Origin of the sequence: Gilliamella sp. B2828 (genome assembly GCF_026537125.1) — a bacterium.
GTDB lineage: Bacteria > Pseudomonadota > Gammaproteobacteria > Enterobacterales > Orbaceae > Gilliamella.
This window is the reverse complement of sequence record NZ_JAFNMU010000004.1, coordinates 1-15,366: the sequence shown is the minus strand read 5'-3', so window position 1 is coordinate 15,366 and position 15,366 is coordinate 1. Positions and strand designations below refer to the sequence as shown.

The following is a 15,366-nucleotide window of genomic DNA, read 5'->3' as shown; positions in this document are numbered from 1 at the left end:
TAGAATAGTAAAGGAAAAATCAAATGAGCGATGATAATCACCGGAGATCCAAAAAAGGATTTGCCTTATGGTTAAGTCAGTTATTTCATTCAGAACCTAAAGATAAGGAAGAACTGATTGAAGTTATACGCGAAGCTGAAGAAAACGAACTTATTGATCCAGACACACTTGACATGATTGAAGGTGTCATGGATATAGCAGAACAACGTATTCGCGATATTATGATTCCCCGCTCACAAATTGTTACTATCAAAGACAATTACTCATTAGATCAATGTTTAGATATTATTTCTGAACATGGTCACTCCCGTTATCCTGTGATCAGTGAAGATAGAGACCACATTGAAGGTGTGTTACTAGCTAAAGATTTACTTATATTTATCCGTCAGGGTATTGACGATTTCGATTTAAAAAAAATATTAAGACCAACAGTTATTGTGCCTGAAAGTAAACGTGTTGATCATATGTTAAAAGAGTTTCGTATGCAACGTTACCATATGGCAATAGCGATTGATGAATTTGGAGGCGTATCGGGTCTTGTCACTATCGAAGATATTTTAGAACTCATTGTTGGTGATATCGAGGATGAATATGATGAAGTAGAAGATCGTGATGTTCGTCGCTTATCACCTTCGGTTTACACCGTACGAGCACTGACACCAGTTGAAGATTTTAACGAAATTTTTGCTACTAATTTTAGTGATGACGAAATGGATACCATTGGTGGGTTGGTAATGCAGCATTTTGGTCGCTTACCCCTAAGAGGTGAAAGTATTATCATTGACGGTTATCAATTTAAGGTCACCATTGCTGATAAAAGACGCATAATCCAACTGCATGTAACCATTCCTGAAGGTGCAACAGTGCCTAATTTAGAGTTACCATAACATGCTTAAATATCTACTATTGAGCTTTATTTACGGTTGTATTGCCGTTTTTAGTTATGCACCTTTTCATATTTGGCCTTTAGCATTTGTCTCTTTTATTGGTTTATTATGGCTTATTGCGAATAAAACTAAAAAACAAGCAATGTTAATAGGATTGACTTGGGGTATAGGTTATTTTTTCTCAGGAGTCCATTGGGTTTATATCAGTATCAAACAATATGGAGAACTACCTACCCCTATTGCAATAGTGATTTTAGGATTCCTAATCCTATATTTATCACTCTACCCGATGTTATTTGCTTTTTTACTTAGAATAGCAGATCGTATAGCACCTCAATTTTCATTCAAGCAATTAGGGTTAGCTGCACCTATTTTATGGCAATTTACCGAATTTTTACGTGGTTATATTTTAACGGGATTTGCCTGGTTACAATTAGGTTATAGCCAACTTGATAGCCCATTGCGAGCATATTTTCCTATAATCGGAATAGATGGTGTTAATTTACTGACTTGTTTTTTATCTGGATTAGCCATTTACAGCATATTTGGAATCAAACATAATCAACCAAAAAGGCACGTACTTGGTGCAATAATTGCACTGTTAACGATCTTTATTGCACCAATTTCATTCAAAAATAAAACTTGGACTCACGTTGATCATCACCGCCTAGCCAATTTTTCATTAATTCAAGGTAATATTCCTCAATCTTTAAAATGGAGCAGTGAACAATTAAATAACACCTTAGAAACTTACTATCAGCTTACCCAACAAAATTTTGGCAAAGACAAAATGATAATATGGTCAGAAGCGAGCATTACAGATTTTGAAATTAATCAACAACCCTTCTTATACTATTTAGATAACCATGCCAGAGCAAATGGCTCAGAAATTGCTGTGGGTATTATTGATTATCGTTTTAATGAACCTGACAATCGAAATAAAGGTAGTATCTATAATTCTTTAATTGTATTGGGCAAAAAAGAACCTTATCAATACCCAACTACTGATCGTTATCAGAAACATCATCTAGTACCATTTGGTGAATTTACTCCATTTGCATCCTTACTCGAACCAATTACCGAACTGCTCAATATTCCCATGTCTTCAATGAAAGCTGGCAATGAAAAACAGCCTCAATTAACCATAAAAGGGTTTAAATTCACCACTGCTATATGCTATGAAGTAATTTTATCGGATCTTATATGGCAAAACTTTAAACCTGATACTGATTTTTTGCTGACTGTTTCAAATGATGCTTGGTTTGGTGATAGCATTGGTCCAAAACAACATTTGCAAATGGCACAAGCCAGAGCATTAGAGTTTGGGCGCCCATTAATTCGCAGTACTAATAATGGCATCACAGCAATAATTAATCAGCAAGGCAAAATCATCAAACAGATTCCAGCATTTAAAACTGGTGTTTTAAATGACAGCCTATCACCGACCATTGGCCTGACTCCTTATGCAAGATGGGGAAATAAACCCTATTTATTATTAATAATATTGATGTGTATTCCAATATTTATAAAAAAAGACTAATTTACAATAGTGGCATAAATATTGCTTAGATATATTCAGTTTCAGGTAAAATCATGTACAGAAATAATTGCTTATAAAGCATGATTATAGCTATGCATTTGGCGCCAATGATATATAAATAAACAGTAAAAAGTACTTTTATGCTAAAAAATAAGTTATAATATACGCCCTTTGTAAAAATATTAAATAAATTTAATATGATACAAATTAAACAGTAGGAGATGAGTATGAACAAAAAGACAAAATTAACCAAATTAGTTTTATCATTTGCAATGTTAGGCCTAATGACAGGTTCGGCAGTAGCTGAAGAACTTACTGGCACATTAGCTAAAATTAAAGAAAGTGGTGTTATTGTTGTTGGTCATCGTGAATCTTCTATTCCATTTTCCTACTATGGTGATAAGCAAGAAGTGATTGGCTATTCACAAGATTATTCTAATCTAATCGTAGAAGCCGTGAAGAAAGAGTTAAACTTACCTAATCTTAAAGTAAAATATTTACCTGTTACTTCTAAGACGCGTATTCAACTTCTTAAAAACTATACTTACGATTTTGAATGTGGTTCAACTACTAACAATCTTGAACGCCAAAAAACAATTGGTTTTTCAAACAGTATCTTTATTGTAGGTACTCGCTTTTTAGTTAAAGCGGATAGCAATATCAATAGTATCGAAGATTTAAAAGGCAAAAATGTAGTAACAACTGCCGGTACTACTTCTGAAATCCGTTTAAATCAAATCAACAATAAAGAAAATTTAGGTATCCGGATCATTACCCCAAAAGATCATGGTGATGCATTTAATGCTCTTGAAACTGGTCGTGCAGCTGCATTTTTAATGGATGATGCTTTATTGGCTGGTGAACGTTCACGTGCAATTAATCCTGCTGAGTGGAAAATTGTTGGTGAACCTTTATCATATGAATCTTATGGTTGTATGTTAAGAAAGGGTGATACTCAATTTAAACAACTAATGGATAACACCATTGCTGAAGCCCAAAAATCAGGAAAAGCATTAGAATCTTATAACAAATGGTTCACCCAACCAGTGCCACCAAAAGGTGCAAATATGGCACTTGAAATTTCACCGAAAATGGTTGAGCTTTTTGCAAACCCTAACGATAAAGCATTAGATTAATACTTTTCTTATCTTTCTAATCCATGTACTAAATGTCATTACATTTAGTACATAATCTAAATTAGTGAATTAAATATATTATGAGTTTTAATTGGACACTATTTTTTGAACCCACCCCTTATGGTGATGGGATTTACTTAAATTGGCTGTTAGATGGCATTTTTGTGACCATTTCATTAGCTATTACAGCATGGATCATTGCCTTTGTGCTGGGTTCATTGGTCGGTATTTGTAGAACACTTGACAACAAGTTTCTAAATAACTTTGCTGCGGCCTATATTCAGCTATTTCGAAATATCCCCTTACTTGTACAAATGTTTTTATGGTATATGCTATTTCCTGAAATTCTGACTGGAAGTTTAAAAACGTGGTTTGTCTCTGGTTTATCACCGAATGTGAGTTCATTTATCATAGCCGCAACTGCTCTAGGATTGTTCACTTCAGCACGTATTGCCGAGCAAGTAAGAACCGGTATTCAAACTTTACCTAAAGGTCAAAAATATGCAGCAATCGCCCTTGGCTTAACCAATCGTCAAGCATATACATACATTTTATTACCTAATGCTTATCGTCGCATTATTCCACCATTAACATCTGAGATGACTAACATTATTAAAAACTCATCTGTTGCTTCAACAATTGGATTAATCGATTTAATCGGACAGATTGATCGTATTAATGAATCAACAAATAGTATTGTTGAAATCTTATGTGGTGTAACCATTGCCTTTATGCTAATAAATTATGCTGTACTCACCATTATGCGTATTGTTGAAAAACATACTCGTTTACCTAATATGAATCATGGAGGATAGTATGCAGCTTTTTGATTGGATAGCAAATATACCTTCATTGGTATTTGATAATTATCATTTACTACTTAGCGGTTTATGGTTAACAACAAAAATTACCCTCAGTGCAGTTATTTTTGGTATTATTTGGGGTACTATGCTTGCGTTGATGCGTTTATCAAATAATAAATTGCTTAATATTTTTGCTAAATGCTACGTAAATTTATTTCGTTCCATTCCACTATTATTAGTGCTGTTATGGTTCTATTTGGCATTGCCACAAGTCATTAAATATGTATTTAATTTGCCTCCTTATGCGGATGTACGTATTGTTTCGGCAATGATTGCTTTTGCACTTTTTGAAGCGGCTTATTATTCAGAAATTATTCGTGCTGGGATCAATGCAGTGACTAAAGGTCAGTATCATGCTGCTTATGCTTTAGGTATGACTAAAGGTCAAGCCATGCGCTTGATTATCTTACCGCAAGCATTTCGCTCTATGGTGCCACTATTACTAACTCAAGGTATTATCTTATTCCAAGATACCTCGTTAGTGTATGTGATGAGTTTAATTGATCTTTTCGGCGCAAGTGTAACTCAAATAGGCAATGTTCAAGGCGGTACTGTTAAATATTCAATGATTATTTTTGCAGCGGCAAGTTATTTTGTGATTTGTTTTACTGCTTCACAGTTAGTTAATTATTTTAAGAAAGGGATAAATCGATGATCTCCTTAGAAAATGTATCAAAATGGTATGGACAATTTCAAGTTTTAAAAAACTGTACAACAAAAGTAGGTAAAGGTGAGGTTGTCGTTGTTTGTGGACCTTCTGGTTCCGGTAAATCGACACTAATTAAAACCGTTAACGGTTTAGAACCTGTACAAAAAGGTAAAATTATTATTGAAGGTACCGAAATAACCGATCCGTCAACTAATTTAGCTAAATTACGTTCAAAAGTGGGTATGGTGTTCCAACATTTCGAACTCTTTCCTCATTTGACTATTTTAAAAAATTTAACGCTTGCCCAAATTAAAGTATTAGGACGAGCAGATGAAGAGGCTCGAGAAAAAGCACTAAACTTATTAGAACGTGTGGGTTTACTAGCACATGCTGATAAATATCCAGCACAACTTTCTGGTGGTCAACAGCAACGTGTTGCGATTGCTCGTGCACTTTGTATGGATCCAATTGTTATGCTATTTGACGAACCTACCTCAGCGCTGGATCCAGAAATGGTAAATGAAGTACTTGATGTAATGGTTGAACTTGCTTATGAAGGAATGACGATGATGGTCGTTACTCACGAAATGGGCTTTGCTCGAAAAGTTGCACACCGTGTTATCTTTATGGATGCGGGTGAAATTATTGAAGATACCTCGAAAGAACAGTTCTTCACTAATCCACAATCCGATCGTGCTAAAGACTTTTTAGCTAAAATTATTCATTAATTTTAATTACAGGGCTGTATGCCCTGTTTTTTCTTCTTGTTCTTTCATTTTATTGTTAATATTCAATAAAAAAATCGGCTAACAACTATTTTCAGTACAAATCATCAATTATTCAATAATAAATTAACTAAACCACTATGTCTTTGTGTTTGAGATTTTATTGCTTGTTGAATAATGTCTTCTGTTGCATAAATAGAAACTGTTTTTTTAGCACGAGTAATGGCAGTATAAAGTAATGAACGGTTAAGTAATGGTGAGTGATCCATTGGCAAAATAATATTAACATGATCAAATTCCGATCCTTGTGATTTATGGATCGTCATTGCATATGCGGTTTCATGCTCTGGTAATCTAAAAGGAGAAAATCCTTTAATTGAGCCATCAGAAAAGGGAAAATAGACCCGCAATTTTGAACGGTCATGTTCTGCCCTTAATGTAATTCCAATATCACCATTATAAAGTCCTAACGAAATACTATTGCGTAAAATCATAATCGGACGACCTACGTACCAGGCTTCATTATTCTTTAGATGAATGAATTTTTTTTGGGACAATAAAGACTCAATTTGCTTATTTAAACCTCTGACACCAAACTTGCCTTCTCGTATTGCGCATAGTAGCCGATATTGAGAAAATTTATGTAAAATCGTCGCAATATCATCAACGCTATTTTCATTTATCATATTTAAATAATGTTGATATTGATTCACACTATCCTGTAAAAGAGCTTGATAAGCTTGCTGAGATGAAAGTTCCTGGTACTTAATATCACTCAATAAACTATCATTTAGCAATTCTCGAACAACGCTGGATTCACCATCTTTCACAGCATTAGCAAGCAAACCAATACCCGATGATTCATCAAATCGATAACTTTTTTGTAATAAACAAATACTGTCAGTAATGTTTACTGTTTGCTCTGAACTCGGTATATTAAAACCCGTCAATAAACTCAACTCTTTAGATCGTATGATGCTGTATCCATTAGTAATAAATGCACAAAGATCACCAAATACAGCGCCGGCTTCAACGGATGAAAGTTGATCTTTATCGCCAAGTAAAATTAAGCGAGCTGAGGGTGGCAACGCATCTATCACTCTCGCCATCATATTTAAGTCCACCATTGATGCTTCGTCTATCACTAATACATCCAAATTAAGTGGGTTATTTTTATCATACGTAAATGAGCGATTATCTTCTTTGGCACCCAGCAAGCGGTGCAAGGTTAGCGATTCGGTATTAATATTTAAAGATGATAAGGAAAGTTGTTCAATTGCTTGGCTTAACGATTCGGTTAATCTTGAAGCTGCTTTACCTGTGGGTGCAGATGTAACTAATCGAGCTTTAGGATCAGTTTGCTTAATTGCAGCAAGAATTTTGGCTACCGTTGTAGTTTTCCCCGTACCTGGTCCGCCAGAAATAATGGCTACTTTACGGGTCAATGCAACTGCTACAGCAACTTTTTGCCAATCGATATGCTCTTTATTATCGCTAAAAAGTTGATTAAGAATCACATTTAAACCAACTAGATAATTGGGATCTTCGACAAGTGTTGTATGATTAAAATATTGCGCCACATTGGCTTCATCAAACCACATACGCTGAAAATAAAGTTTATTTTGGGTATAAATAAGTGGTGATAAGTCCGTACCATCGCTTACAACGTGTTTACTTTTAGCTAGTTCAAGTACAGCTTTCCAAACATGTTCACTGGGTGATCCTAACTCTTGCCATAATTGTGGTTCAATGGATTGTTGATTTAAATATGTCAGATCAAGGCAGACATGACCAGCCCTCACTTCTTTACTAAGTGATAGCACTAAAAAACCAAAACGTTTAGCTGTCATATCATCATTTAGCTCAGCTTTATTGGTTAAAAACAAAGCTAAATGAATATCGAGTAAACTGATTTGGTTATTTTGTTCAAATTGGGCTAACCATTCTATTAACATGTGATCTTTTCTGTTACTAACTTAGTATCCCATTATATCGTTAACTTTATCTTTTAGATAAGTAAGTTTAAATATTAAAGTGCTTTTTTTGATTTCATTTAGATTTAAACCAAAATTTTAGGTGATTAACCCTATAATTTGTAGAAATTACTTAATTTCATTAAGAGTTACTGTTTTATAGATAATGATTAGGATCCGGTCATATACAATTAACCTAAAGGCATTGATTTCCAATTTCACTTCTTTTTTAAATTTTCACATTGTTCTTTTTGAACAGTTTTATATTTTTATTATTCCCATGCATTTATGGATAGAAATAGGGATATAGCATATTTCTATCTATAAGGACTGCGCTAGAAGATTATTAACTATTTCTGTTTAAATTCCCATAAAATTTGATCCAGATTTCTACAAATAATTAATTTCGTTTTATATATTGAACATTAATATAAAAAAATGTATATTTTGTTAAAAATAAAAAACAAAGTATAAGGAGAAGCCATGAGTAACTTCAGTTATTTAAAAAAAGCAATCAAACGAAAGAGTTTATCATTGCAAACTGTAGCCGATGCTTGTCAAATGACTAAAGGTTATTTAAGCCAACTCATTAACGATAAAATCAAAAATCCGAGTGCGCAAAAATTACAATCACTTCACCAATATTTGCAAATTGAACAACCAACCAGAGATAAAAAAGTGGGTGTGATTTTTGGTAAATTTTATCCATTACATACTGGACATATTCACCTGATTCAACTCGCAATTAGCCAAGTCGATGAGTTATATGTCATTCTTTGTTCTGATGTAAAGCGTGATATGGCCCTATTTCAAGAAAGTGCCATGTCTCGGCAACCAACAATTAATGATCGAATCCGTTGGCTTTTACAAACCTTTAAATATCAAAAAAACATTCACATTGAATTATTGGAAGAAGATGGCATCCCTCCCTATCCAAATGGTTGGTTACAATGGAGTGAGCGCGTCAAAAAGCTGTTTAAAGCAAAAGGAATTAATCCTGATTGCGTTTATTCAAGTGAACCTCAAGACGTTTCCATGTATAAAAAGTTATTTAATTTAAATACGGTTCTTATTGATCCTAAGAGAGAATTTATACAAGTTAGTGGTACTCAAATTCGTAAAGCACCTCTCAAAAATTGGCAGTACATTCCAACAGAAGTTAGACCATTTTTTGTTAGGACTGTGGCAATTTTAGGTGGAGAATCAAGTGGTAAATCAACATTAGTCAATAAATTAGCCAATGTATTTAATACTACCAGTGCTTGGGAATATGGTCGAGATTACGTTTTTTCCCAGTTAGGTGGGGATGAACGCGCATTACAATATGCAGATTATGATAAAATTGCGCTAGGACATGCACAATATATCGATTTTGCAATCAAACATGCCAATAAAGTTTCATTTATTGATACTGATTTTGTTACAACTCAAGCTTTTTGTAAAAAATATGAAGGTAAAGAACACCCATTCTTACAGGCAATGATTAACAATTACCGTTTTGATCTGGTTATTCTACTTGGCAACAATACACCATGGGTTGCAGACGGCTTACGTCATTTAGGCAGCCCTAAACAACGTAAAGATTTTCAACAGTTACTTATCTCTATTTTAGAAAAAAATAACATAAAATTTATACAAATAGATTCACCTAATTATGAAGAACGTTATCTATGCTGTATTGATTTAGTTAATCAGCTTATCAACAATGAAGAGTATTAATTATGAATAAATTAAAGCAATTTATAATAGTTATTGGACGAAATAAATTTTATCCGCTTTTCTGCATATTTTGTGTAACGCTAGCCTTTTTATACACCGATCCATTTAGTCAATTTAATCTTCGTTACACCATTTCCTATATTGGAGCTTTTTGTGGATTGATCTGCGTAATATTATTGGCTAAACGCAAAAATATCGGGAATGTGATGGGTATGTTAGCCAATATTGCCGAATGCTTTGCCAACTTTCTTAACGGTAATATTGGTGCTGGTTTACCAAGTATTTGCTATTTTGGTTCACACATTTATGGCTTACTTAATTGGCAAAAAAATCAAGATAATAATAAAAATGTGAAATCCCGAATCTTAAACGAAAGTAATTTTTTATGGACCTTCATCGTACTGATTGTCGCAGTATTTTTAAATGTTTATATCACCGAATCCCTTGAAGTCAATAATAGTAGTTATCAGCTTATTACTAACTGTTTTATCTTTGGACTAGGGATTGTTGCTCAGTTATTATTGATGATGCGCTATTCGTTTAATTGGTATTTCTGGGTGATATTAAATATATTGGTTATTGGTCTCAACCTTTATACGAATAACATTGTTATTGCTGCACAATATTTAATTTATCTATTTAATGCAATTTATGGCATTTGTGAGTGGAGAAGTTCTGAACAAAAACAATAAAACTGTTTGTCACAAAACTTTAGGTAATGCATAAATTTCAATAAAACAGTCATCCATGTAAGCAGCATGGATGATTTCATATCTATTTGCTGATATTTAAAAAAACTAATAATTTTAATGAATTATCCATTTTTAAATAAAAATTTTTAATCAATTATTTATTACTTTTATAATAATTACGATAAAGGTTAAGCATGAATGGATATAACACGATAATACTTAAAGAAAAATTAGCAAAATCTAATTGATAAAAAGTCGTTCGCATTATTAAAGGAGCGAAAAATGGCCTACAATAAAGGATCAAGCAGGAAAATACTGAATATTCAATCTTGAGTATTAATGACTAAACAAAGTTATCCGTTTATAAAGAGCTTTATTATTCAATATCACCTTTAACGAGCGGAACAAATTTAACCTCCTCTACATTTTTCACAATAAAATTTTCACCACTACGTTTTATTAATTGAAGCACCTGATTGTCTTCATCACCAACAGGAATGACTAAGCGCCCATTATTCGCTAACTGCTCTAAAAGACTTTGTGGTACTTGTGTTGCAGCGGCAGTGACAATAATACCATCAAAAGGACCACGTTCAGACCAACCTAACCAACCATTTCCATGTCGAGTAGAAATATTATGAATGTCCAACTGCTTTAAACGACGTTTAGTATTCCACTGTAAACTTTTAATTCTTTCAACCGAACAAACGTGGTTGACTAATTTGGCCAAAATTGCCGTTTGATAGCCAGATCCAGTACCAATTTCAAGCACTTTAGAATTAGGTTCTAAATGTAATAACTCAGTCATCTTTGCAACTATATAAGGTTGTGAAATGGTTTGTCCACTACCTATTGGTAGAGAACAATTATCATAAGCCTGATGGGATAATGCCTCGTCTATAAAGTGTTCTCGAGGTATAGAGGCAAAAGCGGTTAAAACACGTTCATCTTTGATTCCCTGCTGACGCAATAATTTAATTAAAGACTGCATTTTTAAACTTTGCATATTTATTTACTTATTTCCTATTATCAATTCGCGTATCACACTTGTGGCGTAACATCCTGACGGTAAATAAAAACTCATACTAAGGCTATTATCATCCAGCCATTGCCAGCTAAGTTCTAAAGGATATACAACTATTGAGCGCCTTGCCGTTTCAAGACGCTCTTTTTTAAATAAATCATGAAAACTTGACCACTTTTGTAAACAAATTTGCTCAAATTCAAGTGCTTGAGACATTGTTCCTAGTGGCGAATCGCCCAACATTGGTGCAGTAATAGTGATTTCACGATTTTCCAAACGATGTTGTAATAAATCTAGTTCATCTGTTTTTGCAACAAACCAACTACCGCGCCCTGCAAGTTGTAATATATCCCCATCAAGCACAGTTTTATGCAATTTTTTTTCAATTCGCTGACTGACCATTTCATTAAAAATCACACTTCGTGCTGCTGAAAGGTAAAAACTGCGTTTTTTACGGTCTTTAACGGAAATTTCGCCATTCGCCCATTTGATGGCTTGAGTAATATTATTTTGTTCGCGACCAAAACGCTGTTCGCCAAAATAATTTGGCACACCATTTTGTTTGATTAACGGTAATTTGGTTTCAAGCTCAGATTTATCACTTAGCATTTTTAACGTAATATCAAAATAGTTACCTTTTAAAGAACCTATTTTTAATTTTTTATTATGCCGTGTAATCTTTAAAATCTCACATCCGTCTAAATTAAAAGCCGAAAAATCAGGCGTTACTTGACCTGGCATGTGTAAACTAAACCACTGACGAGTTACCGCTTGACGATCTTTTAATCCTGCATAACTGACTAATTTAGCAGGAATACCAACATATTTAGCTAACTGTTCAGCAACAAATAAAGTATTACAATCACGCTTTTGAAGATAAACCAAGACGTGTTCACCATCACCAGTTAACTCAAATCCAAGATCTTCAGTGACAATAAAATCATCATAATTTTGTTTATATTGTCCTGTTATTGTAGGTTTTCCATAAAAATAATTCAGTTCTGTTAACACGAATGTTACCTATCTTTTAATTTAATTGACTTCAGCTATTTTCGTTAATAATACGACTGCTTCACAGGCTATACCTTCTTTACGTCCGGTAAAACCTAATTGTTCTGTAGTGGTTGCTTTGACACTAATTTGATCAAAATGAACATTAAGATCTTCAGCAATGTTAATTCGCATCTGATCGACATGACCACGCATTTTAGGTTCCTGGGCAATGATCGTCGTATCTAAATTGACAAGTTCAAAACCTTTGTTTTGGATAATGTGATAAACTTTTCTTAATAATATTCGGCTATCAATTCCCTTGTACTGAGGATCGTTATCAGGAAAAAGTTTACCAATATCACCCATTGCTAATGCACCAATTAACGCATCCGTTATTGCATGCAGTACCACATCACCATCAGAGTGAGCAACCAGACCATATTGATAAGGAATTTTCACACCTCCAAGCGTAATGGGACCTTCTCCGCCAAATTTATGAACATCAAATCCATGACCTATTCGCATAGTTCTACCTATTTGTGATTTATGTAGTTAAATAAAAAGTGGCCAACGCCAAGTCCTCAGGTCGAGTAATTTTAATGTTATCGCGACGACATTCAACTAATAATGGATGCCCGCCACAATATTCAATAGCAGAAGCTTCATCAGTAATAGTCATATGATTATCTAAAGCCCGCTGCAAACATGATTTTAGCTCATCTGCTTTAAATAATTGTGGAGTTGCTGCCGCCCATAAATAATTCCTATCTTCTGAACATTCAATAATATTGTCATTATTTTGATAAGAACGTTTTATGGTATCACTGACTCGAGTAGCTAAAATACCGCCTTTTTGTGTATTAAGTACTATATCCATTAATTGTGTTATATCATCATGACAAACACAAGGTCTTGCTGCATCATGAACGAGCGCCCATTGATTATCATTTATTAAATGCAAACCTGCCAATACTGACTCAGCACGAGTTTTACCGCCTATAGTAACTTTTATTTTATCATGCATTGCAACTGCAAGTGTTTTAAATATTACATCTTCGCGGTTAATAACGACAATAACCTGTCTTATTTTAGGATGTGATAACAGTTTATTCAAAGTATGCTCAATGACTGTCATTGAGTCAATTTTCAAATATTGTTTTGGTATTTGGTTGTTCATACGACAACCAATGCCAGCTGCTGGAACAATTGCGACAATATTACTGGTATTATTCACGTTACGCCTTATCGAGATTGCGGGTTGGGATCAATAATAATCCGATAGAAATATTCATTTGGCTTTACCATACCTAAATGGCTACGCGCACGCTCTTCTATCGCTTCAGAACTGCGTTGCAAATTATTAATTTCGGCAAACATTTGTTCATTACGATCTTTTAATTGTGCGTTTTGGTCATGAAGATCAGCCAACACTTGTAGATTATCTTGGTAATCATAAACGTTGTTTTTGCCATACCATAGCGAGTATTGCAAATAACCAAGTACAATAAGTAGTATTAAAGGCAATTTCCATCTAATCATGAAATTAATCTATTCGCTTATTTAGATACATTTAACGGGTTTTGGTAAGCCTGCAAGTTTAGTAGCTTGTTTAGCAGGACCCTCTGGGAATAACTTATATAAATAACGACTATTACCCTTTTCAATACCAAATTTTTTTTCCATCGCTCTTACTAATGCTCTAATCGCTGGCGATGTTTTATACTCTAAATAAAAATCACGGACAAATAAAATCACTTCCCAATGTGCATCTGTTAATTCGATAGACTCCTTTTCTGCCAACAAAGGAACCAAATCAGCAGTCCAATCCTGCCAATTTTTTAAATAACCATTATCATCAGTTTGTATTTGCTCTAACATTTTTGTAAACACGCATTTTTATTTGCGCCATATTATACCTGTTAAAATAAATTCCAACACTATTTTGATAGTAAAAGCACCATATTTACACTAATTACCACTAAATTTGATGAAATTTAAAGCAAACGATTAAAAAAATCAAAATACCTATTTACAAATGAGTAAGTCTACTTTAATATGCACAGCCATTGCGGAAGTGTGGCTGAGCGGTTGAAAGCACCGGTCTTGAAAACCGGCGAGGGGCGACCCTCCCAGAGTTCGAATCTCTGCGCTTCCGCCATCTTTCCTAAATAGGAAGCGATTAGTTACAATTCAAAAATTAAAATATCATCTTGTTATAAAATAATATCACTTAGTATTAATTTCAAATATACAGCATTATTTATTCTAATCATAACTTAATTATTTACTTCAAAAACAATATGTAATTTCAACTAATCACAATAAACGACATTAACAACAAGTTACCTAATAATAATCCCTAATAATGGCTCAATTTACGTTTGTAAAAATGTCCATATCTTATTTTTTCACTGGCTATAAATCGTGAATGGTGATTTTATCAAACTCCATTAAGGCTAATGGATTTATAATCTTATTGAGAAAGTTTAATTTCAAACTTATTTGTTACTGCATTCTGATGTAAAACACAATCAGCGAACTCTTCAATATTTGATCTCAACTCATAAATCTTGCTTTGAGAAGTCCAATAATAACTAAGTTCGAACAATTCAGAATATAGTCTATCTACCACCTGTTTAAAATTTTGTTCATTAATTACATTTCTGACATACCTGATTTCATACCTGCAATTTTTATTTAACACAAACTTTCGAAGTGTGTAAGCTAGATTCCTATCATGTTCTATTTTACCGTAAACCAATATGAATATTTTTTGCATGTCATTTAATCCAATTGATATGGGTATAGTATCTTCAGGCGTATTGTCGAAAGGAGACAAATTTCCAATTTTGTTGCTAAGTGATACGCAATAAATATCAATGCTATTTATATCGCTAAATTTACCTGTTCTCGCAATTATTTGCTTAACACGTTTACTGCCATTACTATGTATATTGGATATTTCATCGTCTGACATGAATATACAAAAGGCGAGAATAGACCTCTCTAATATCATTATTAAATATGAATTTTGACCCTGATCATAACAGCCATTATTATTCAATTCTCACCGTGCTTTGATTTCCATACCAGACATAAATGAGTTTATTCACTTTAACAGTACCAAAAACAACAGGAATTTCAGTGCCCTCTTTGGATGTCCCC

The 15,366-nt window shown here is 33.6% G+C and carries 16 protein-coding genes and 1 tRNA gene; 9 read left to right on the top strand and 8 right to left on the bottom strand.

Annotated elements, in window-relative coordinates:
* Positions 1–23: 23 nt before the first annotated feature.
* From corC to J3U19_RS04655, 6 genes are all read left to right on the top strand, one after another.
* Positions 24–887 (top strand): CNNM family magnesium/cobalt transport protein CorC, encoded by an 864-nt coding sequence (gene corC / locus J3U19_RS04680; protein ID WP_267340655.1) that lies wholly within the window; start codon positions 24–26, stop codon positions 885–887.
* A 1-nt stretch (position 888) separates the two neighbouring features.
* Positions 889–2,427: an apolipoprotein N-acyltransferase gene (lnt, locus tag J3U19_RS04675; RefSeq protein ID WP_267345535.1), complete on the top strand. Its 1,539-nt coding sequence runs from the start codon at positions 889–891 to the stop codon at positions 2,425–2,427.
* Positions 2,428–2,654: 227 nt separating this feature from the next.
* Positions 2,655–3,563, top strand: coding sequence for a glutamate/aspartate ABC transporter substrate-binding protein (locus J3U19_RS04670; protein ID WP_267340657.1), 909 nt, complete (start codon positions 2,655–2,657; stop codon positions 3,561–3,563).
* Positions 3,564–3,643: 80 nt separating this feature from the next.
* Positions 3,644–4,378 (top strand): amino acid ABC transporter permease, encoded by a 735-nt coding sequence (locus tag J3U19_RS04665; RefSeq protein ID WP_267340658.1) that lies wholly within the window; start codon positions 3,644–3,646, stop codon positions 4,376–4,378.
* Position 4,379: 1 nt separating this feature from the next.
* On the top strand, positions 4,380–5,081 hold the full coding sequence (locus J3U19_RS04660; protein ID WP_267340659.1) for an ABC transporter permease subunit: 702 nt from the start codon (positions 4,380–4,382) through the stop codon (positions 5,079–5,081).
* Positions 5,078–5,803, top strand: coding sequence for an amino acid ABC transporter ATP-binding protein (locus tag J3U19_RS04655; protein WP_267340660.1), 726 nt, complete (start codon positions 5,078–5,080; stop codon positions 5,801–5,803). Before J3U19_RS04660 ends, J3U19_RS04655 begins: the two co-directional genes overlap by 4 nt.
* Positions 5,804–5,907: 104 nt before the next feature.
* Here the strand turns inward: J3U19_RS04655 and recD are convergent, their stop codons facing one another.
* Positions 5,908–7,755, bottom strand: a complete 1,848-nt coding sequence (gene recD, locus J3U19_RS04650) for an exodeoxyribonuclease V subunit alpha (RefSeq protein ID WP_267345533.1) — start codon at positions 7,753–7,755, stop codon at positions 5,908–5,910.
* Positions 7,756–8,256: 501 nt separating this feature from the next.
* On the opposite strand from recD, the gene nadR reads away from it, so the two are divergent.
* Positions 8,257–9,492 (top strand): multifunctional transcriptional regulator/nicotinamide-nucleotide adenylyltransferase/ribosylnicotinamide kinase NadR, encoded by a 1,236-nt coding sequence (gene nadR / locus J3U19_RS04645; protein ID WP_267340662.1) that lies wholly within the window; start codon positions 8,257–8,259, stop codon positions 9,490–9,492.
* 2 nt (positions 9,493–9,494) lie between these two features.
* Positions 9,495–10,184 (top strand): nicotinamide riboside transporter PnuC, encoded by a 690-nt coding sequence (gene pnuC, locus J3U19_RS04640; protein WP_267345532.1) that lies wholly within the window; start codon positions 9,495–9,497, stop codon positions 10,182–10,184.
* Between the two features lie 376 nt (positions 10,185–10,560).
* Here the strand turns inward: pnuC and J3U19_RS04635 are convergent, their stop codons facing one another.
* Genes J3U19_RS04635 through J3U19_RS04610 form a run of 6 tightly spaced genes read right to left on the bottom strand, consistent with a single transcriptional unit; the run spans position 10,561 to position 14,079 of the window.
* Positions 10,561–11,190 carry a protein-L-isoaspartate(D-aspartate) O-methyltransferase gene (locus J3U19_RS04635; RefSeq protein WP_267345531.1) on the bottom strand — a complete coding sequence of 210 codons (630 nt, stop codon included), beginning with the start codon at positions 11,188–11,190 and terminating at the stop codon, positions 10,561–10,563.
* A gap of 6 nt (positions 11,191–11,196) precedes the next feature.
* Complete coding sequence (gene truD, locus J3U19_RS04630; protein WP_267340665.1) at positions 11,197–12,219, bottom strand: tRNA pseudouridine(13) synthase TruD; 1,023 nt, start codon at positions 12,217–12,219, stop codon at positions 11,197–11,199.
* Positions 12,220–12,240: 21 nt separating this feature from the next.
* A complete protein-coding gene (ispF, locus tag J3U19_RS04625; protein WP_267340667.1) occupies positions 12,241–12,726 on the bottom strand; it encodes a 2-C-methyl-D-erythritol 2,4-cyclodiphosphate synthase in 486 nt (161 codons plus the stop codon).
* 19 nt (positions 12,727–12,745) lie between these two features.
* On the bottom strand, positions 12,746–13,447 hold the full coding sequence (ispD, locus tag J3U19_RS04620) for a 2-C-methyl-D-erythritol 4-phosphate cytidylyltransferase (RefSeq protein ID WP_416380280.1): 702 nt from the start codon (positions 13,445–13,447) through the stop codon (positions 12,746–12,748).
* Positions 13,444–13,740 carry a cell division protein FtsB gene (gene ftsB / locus J3U19_RS04615; protein WP_267340670.1) on the bottom strand — a complete coding sequence of 99 codons (297 nt, stop codon included), beginning with the start codon at positions 13,738–13,740 and terminating at the stop codon, positions 13,444–13,446. Before ftsB ends, ispD begins: the two co-directional genes overlap by 4 nt.
* A gap of 21 nt (positions 13,741–13,761) precedes the next feature.
* The gene (locus J3U19_RS04610) at positions 13,762–14,079 is read right to left on the bottom strand and encodes a TusE/DsrC/DsvC family sulfur relay protein (protein WP_267340671.1); all 318 of its coding nucleotides are present in this window, start codon (positions 14,077–14,079) and stop codon (positions 13,762–13,764) included.
* Positions 14,080–14,271: 192 nt separating this feature from the next.
* Here J3U19_RS04610 and J3U19_RS04605 point away from each other — a divergent pair.
* Positions 14,272–14,359, top strand: a tRNA-Ser gene (locus tag J3U19_RS04605).
* Positions 14,360–14,674: 315 nt separating this feature from the next.
* Here the strand turns inward: J3U19_RS04605 and J3U19_RS04600 are convergent.
* Positions 14,675–15,178, bottom strand: a complete 504-nt coding sequence (locus J3U19_RS04600) for a hypothetical protein (RefSeq protein WP_267340672.1) — start codon at positions 15,176–15,178, stop codon at positions 14,675–14,677.
* Positions 15,179–15,366: the final 188 nt, after the last annotated feature.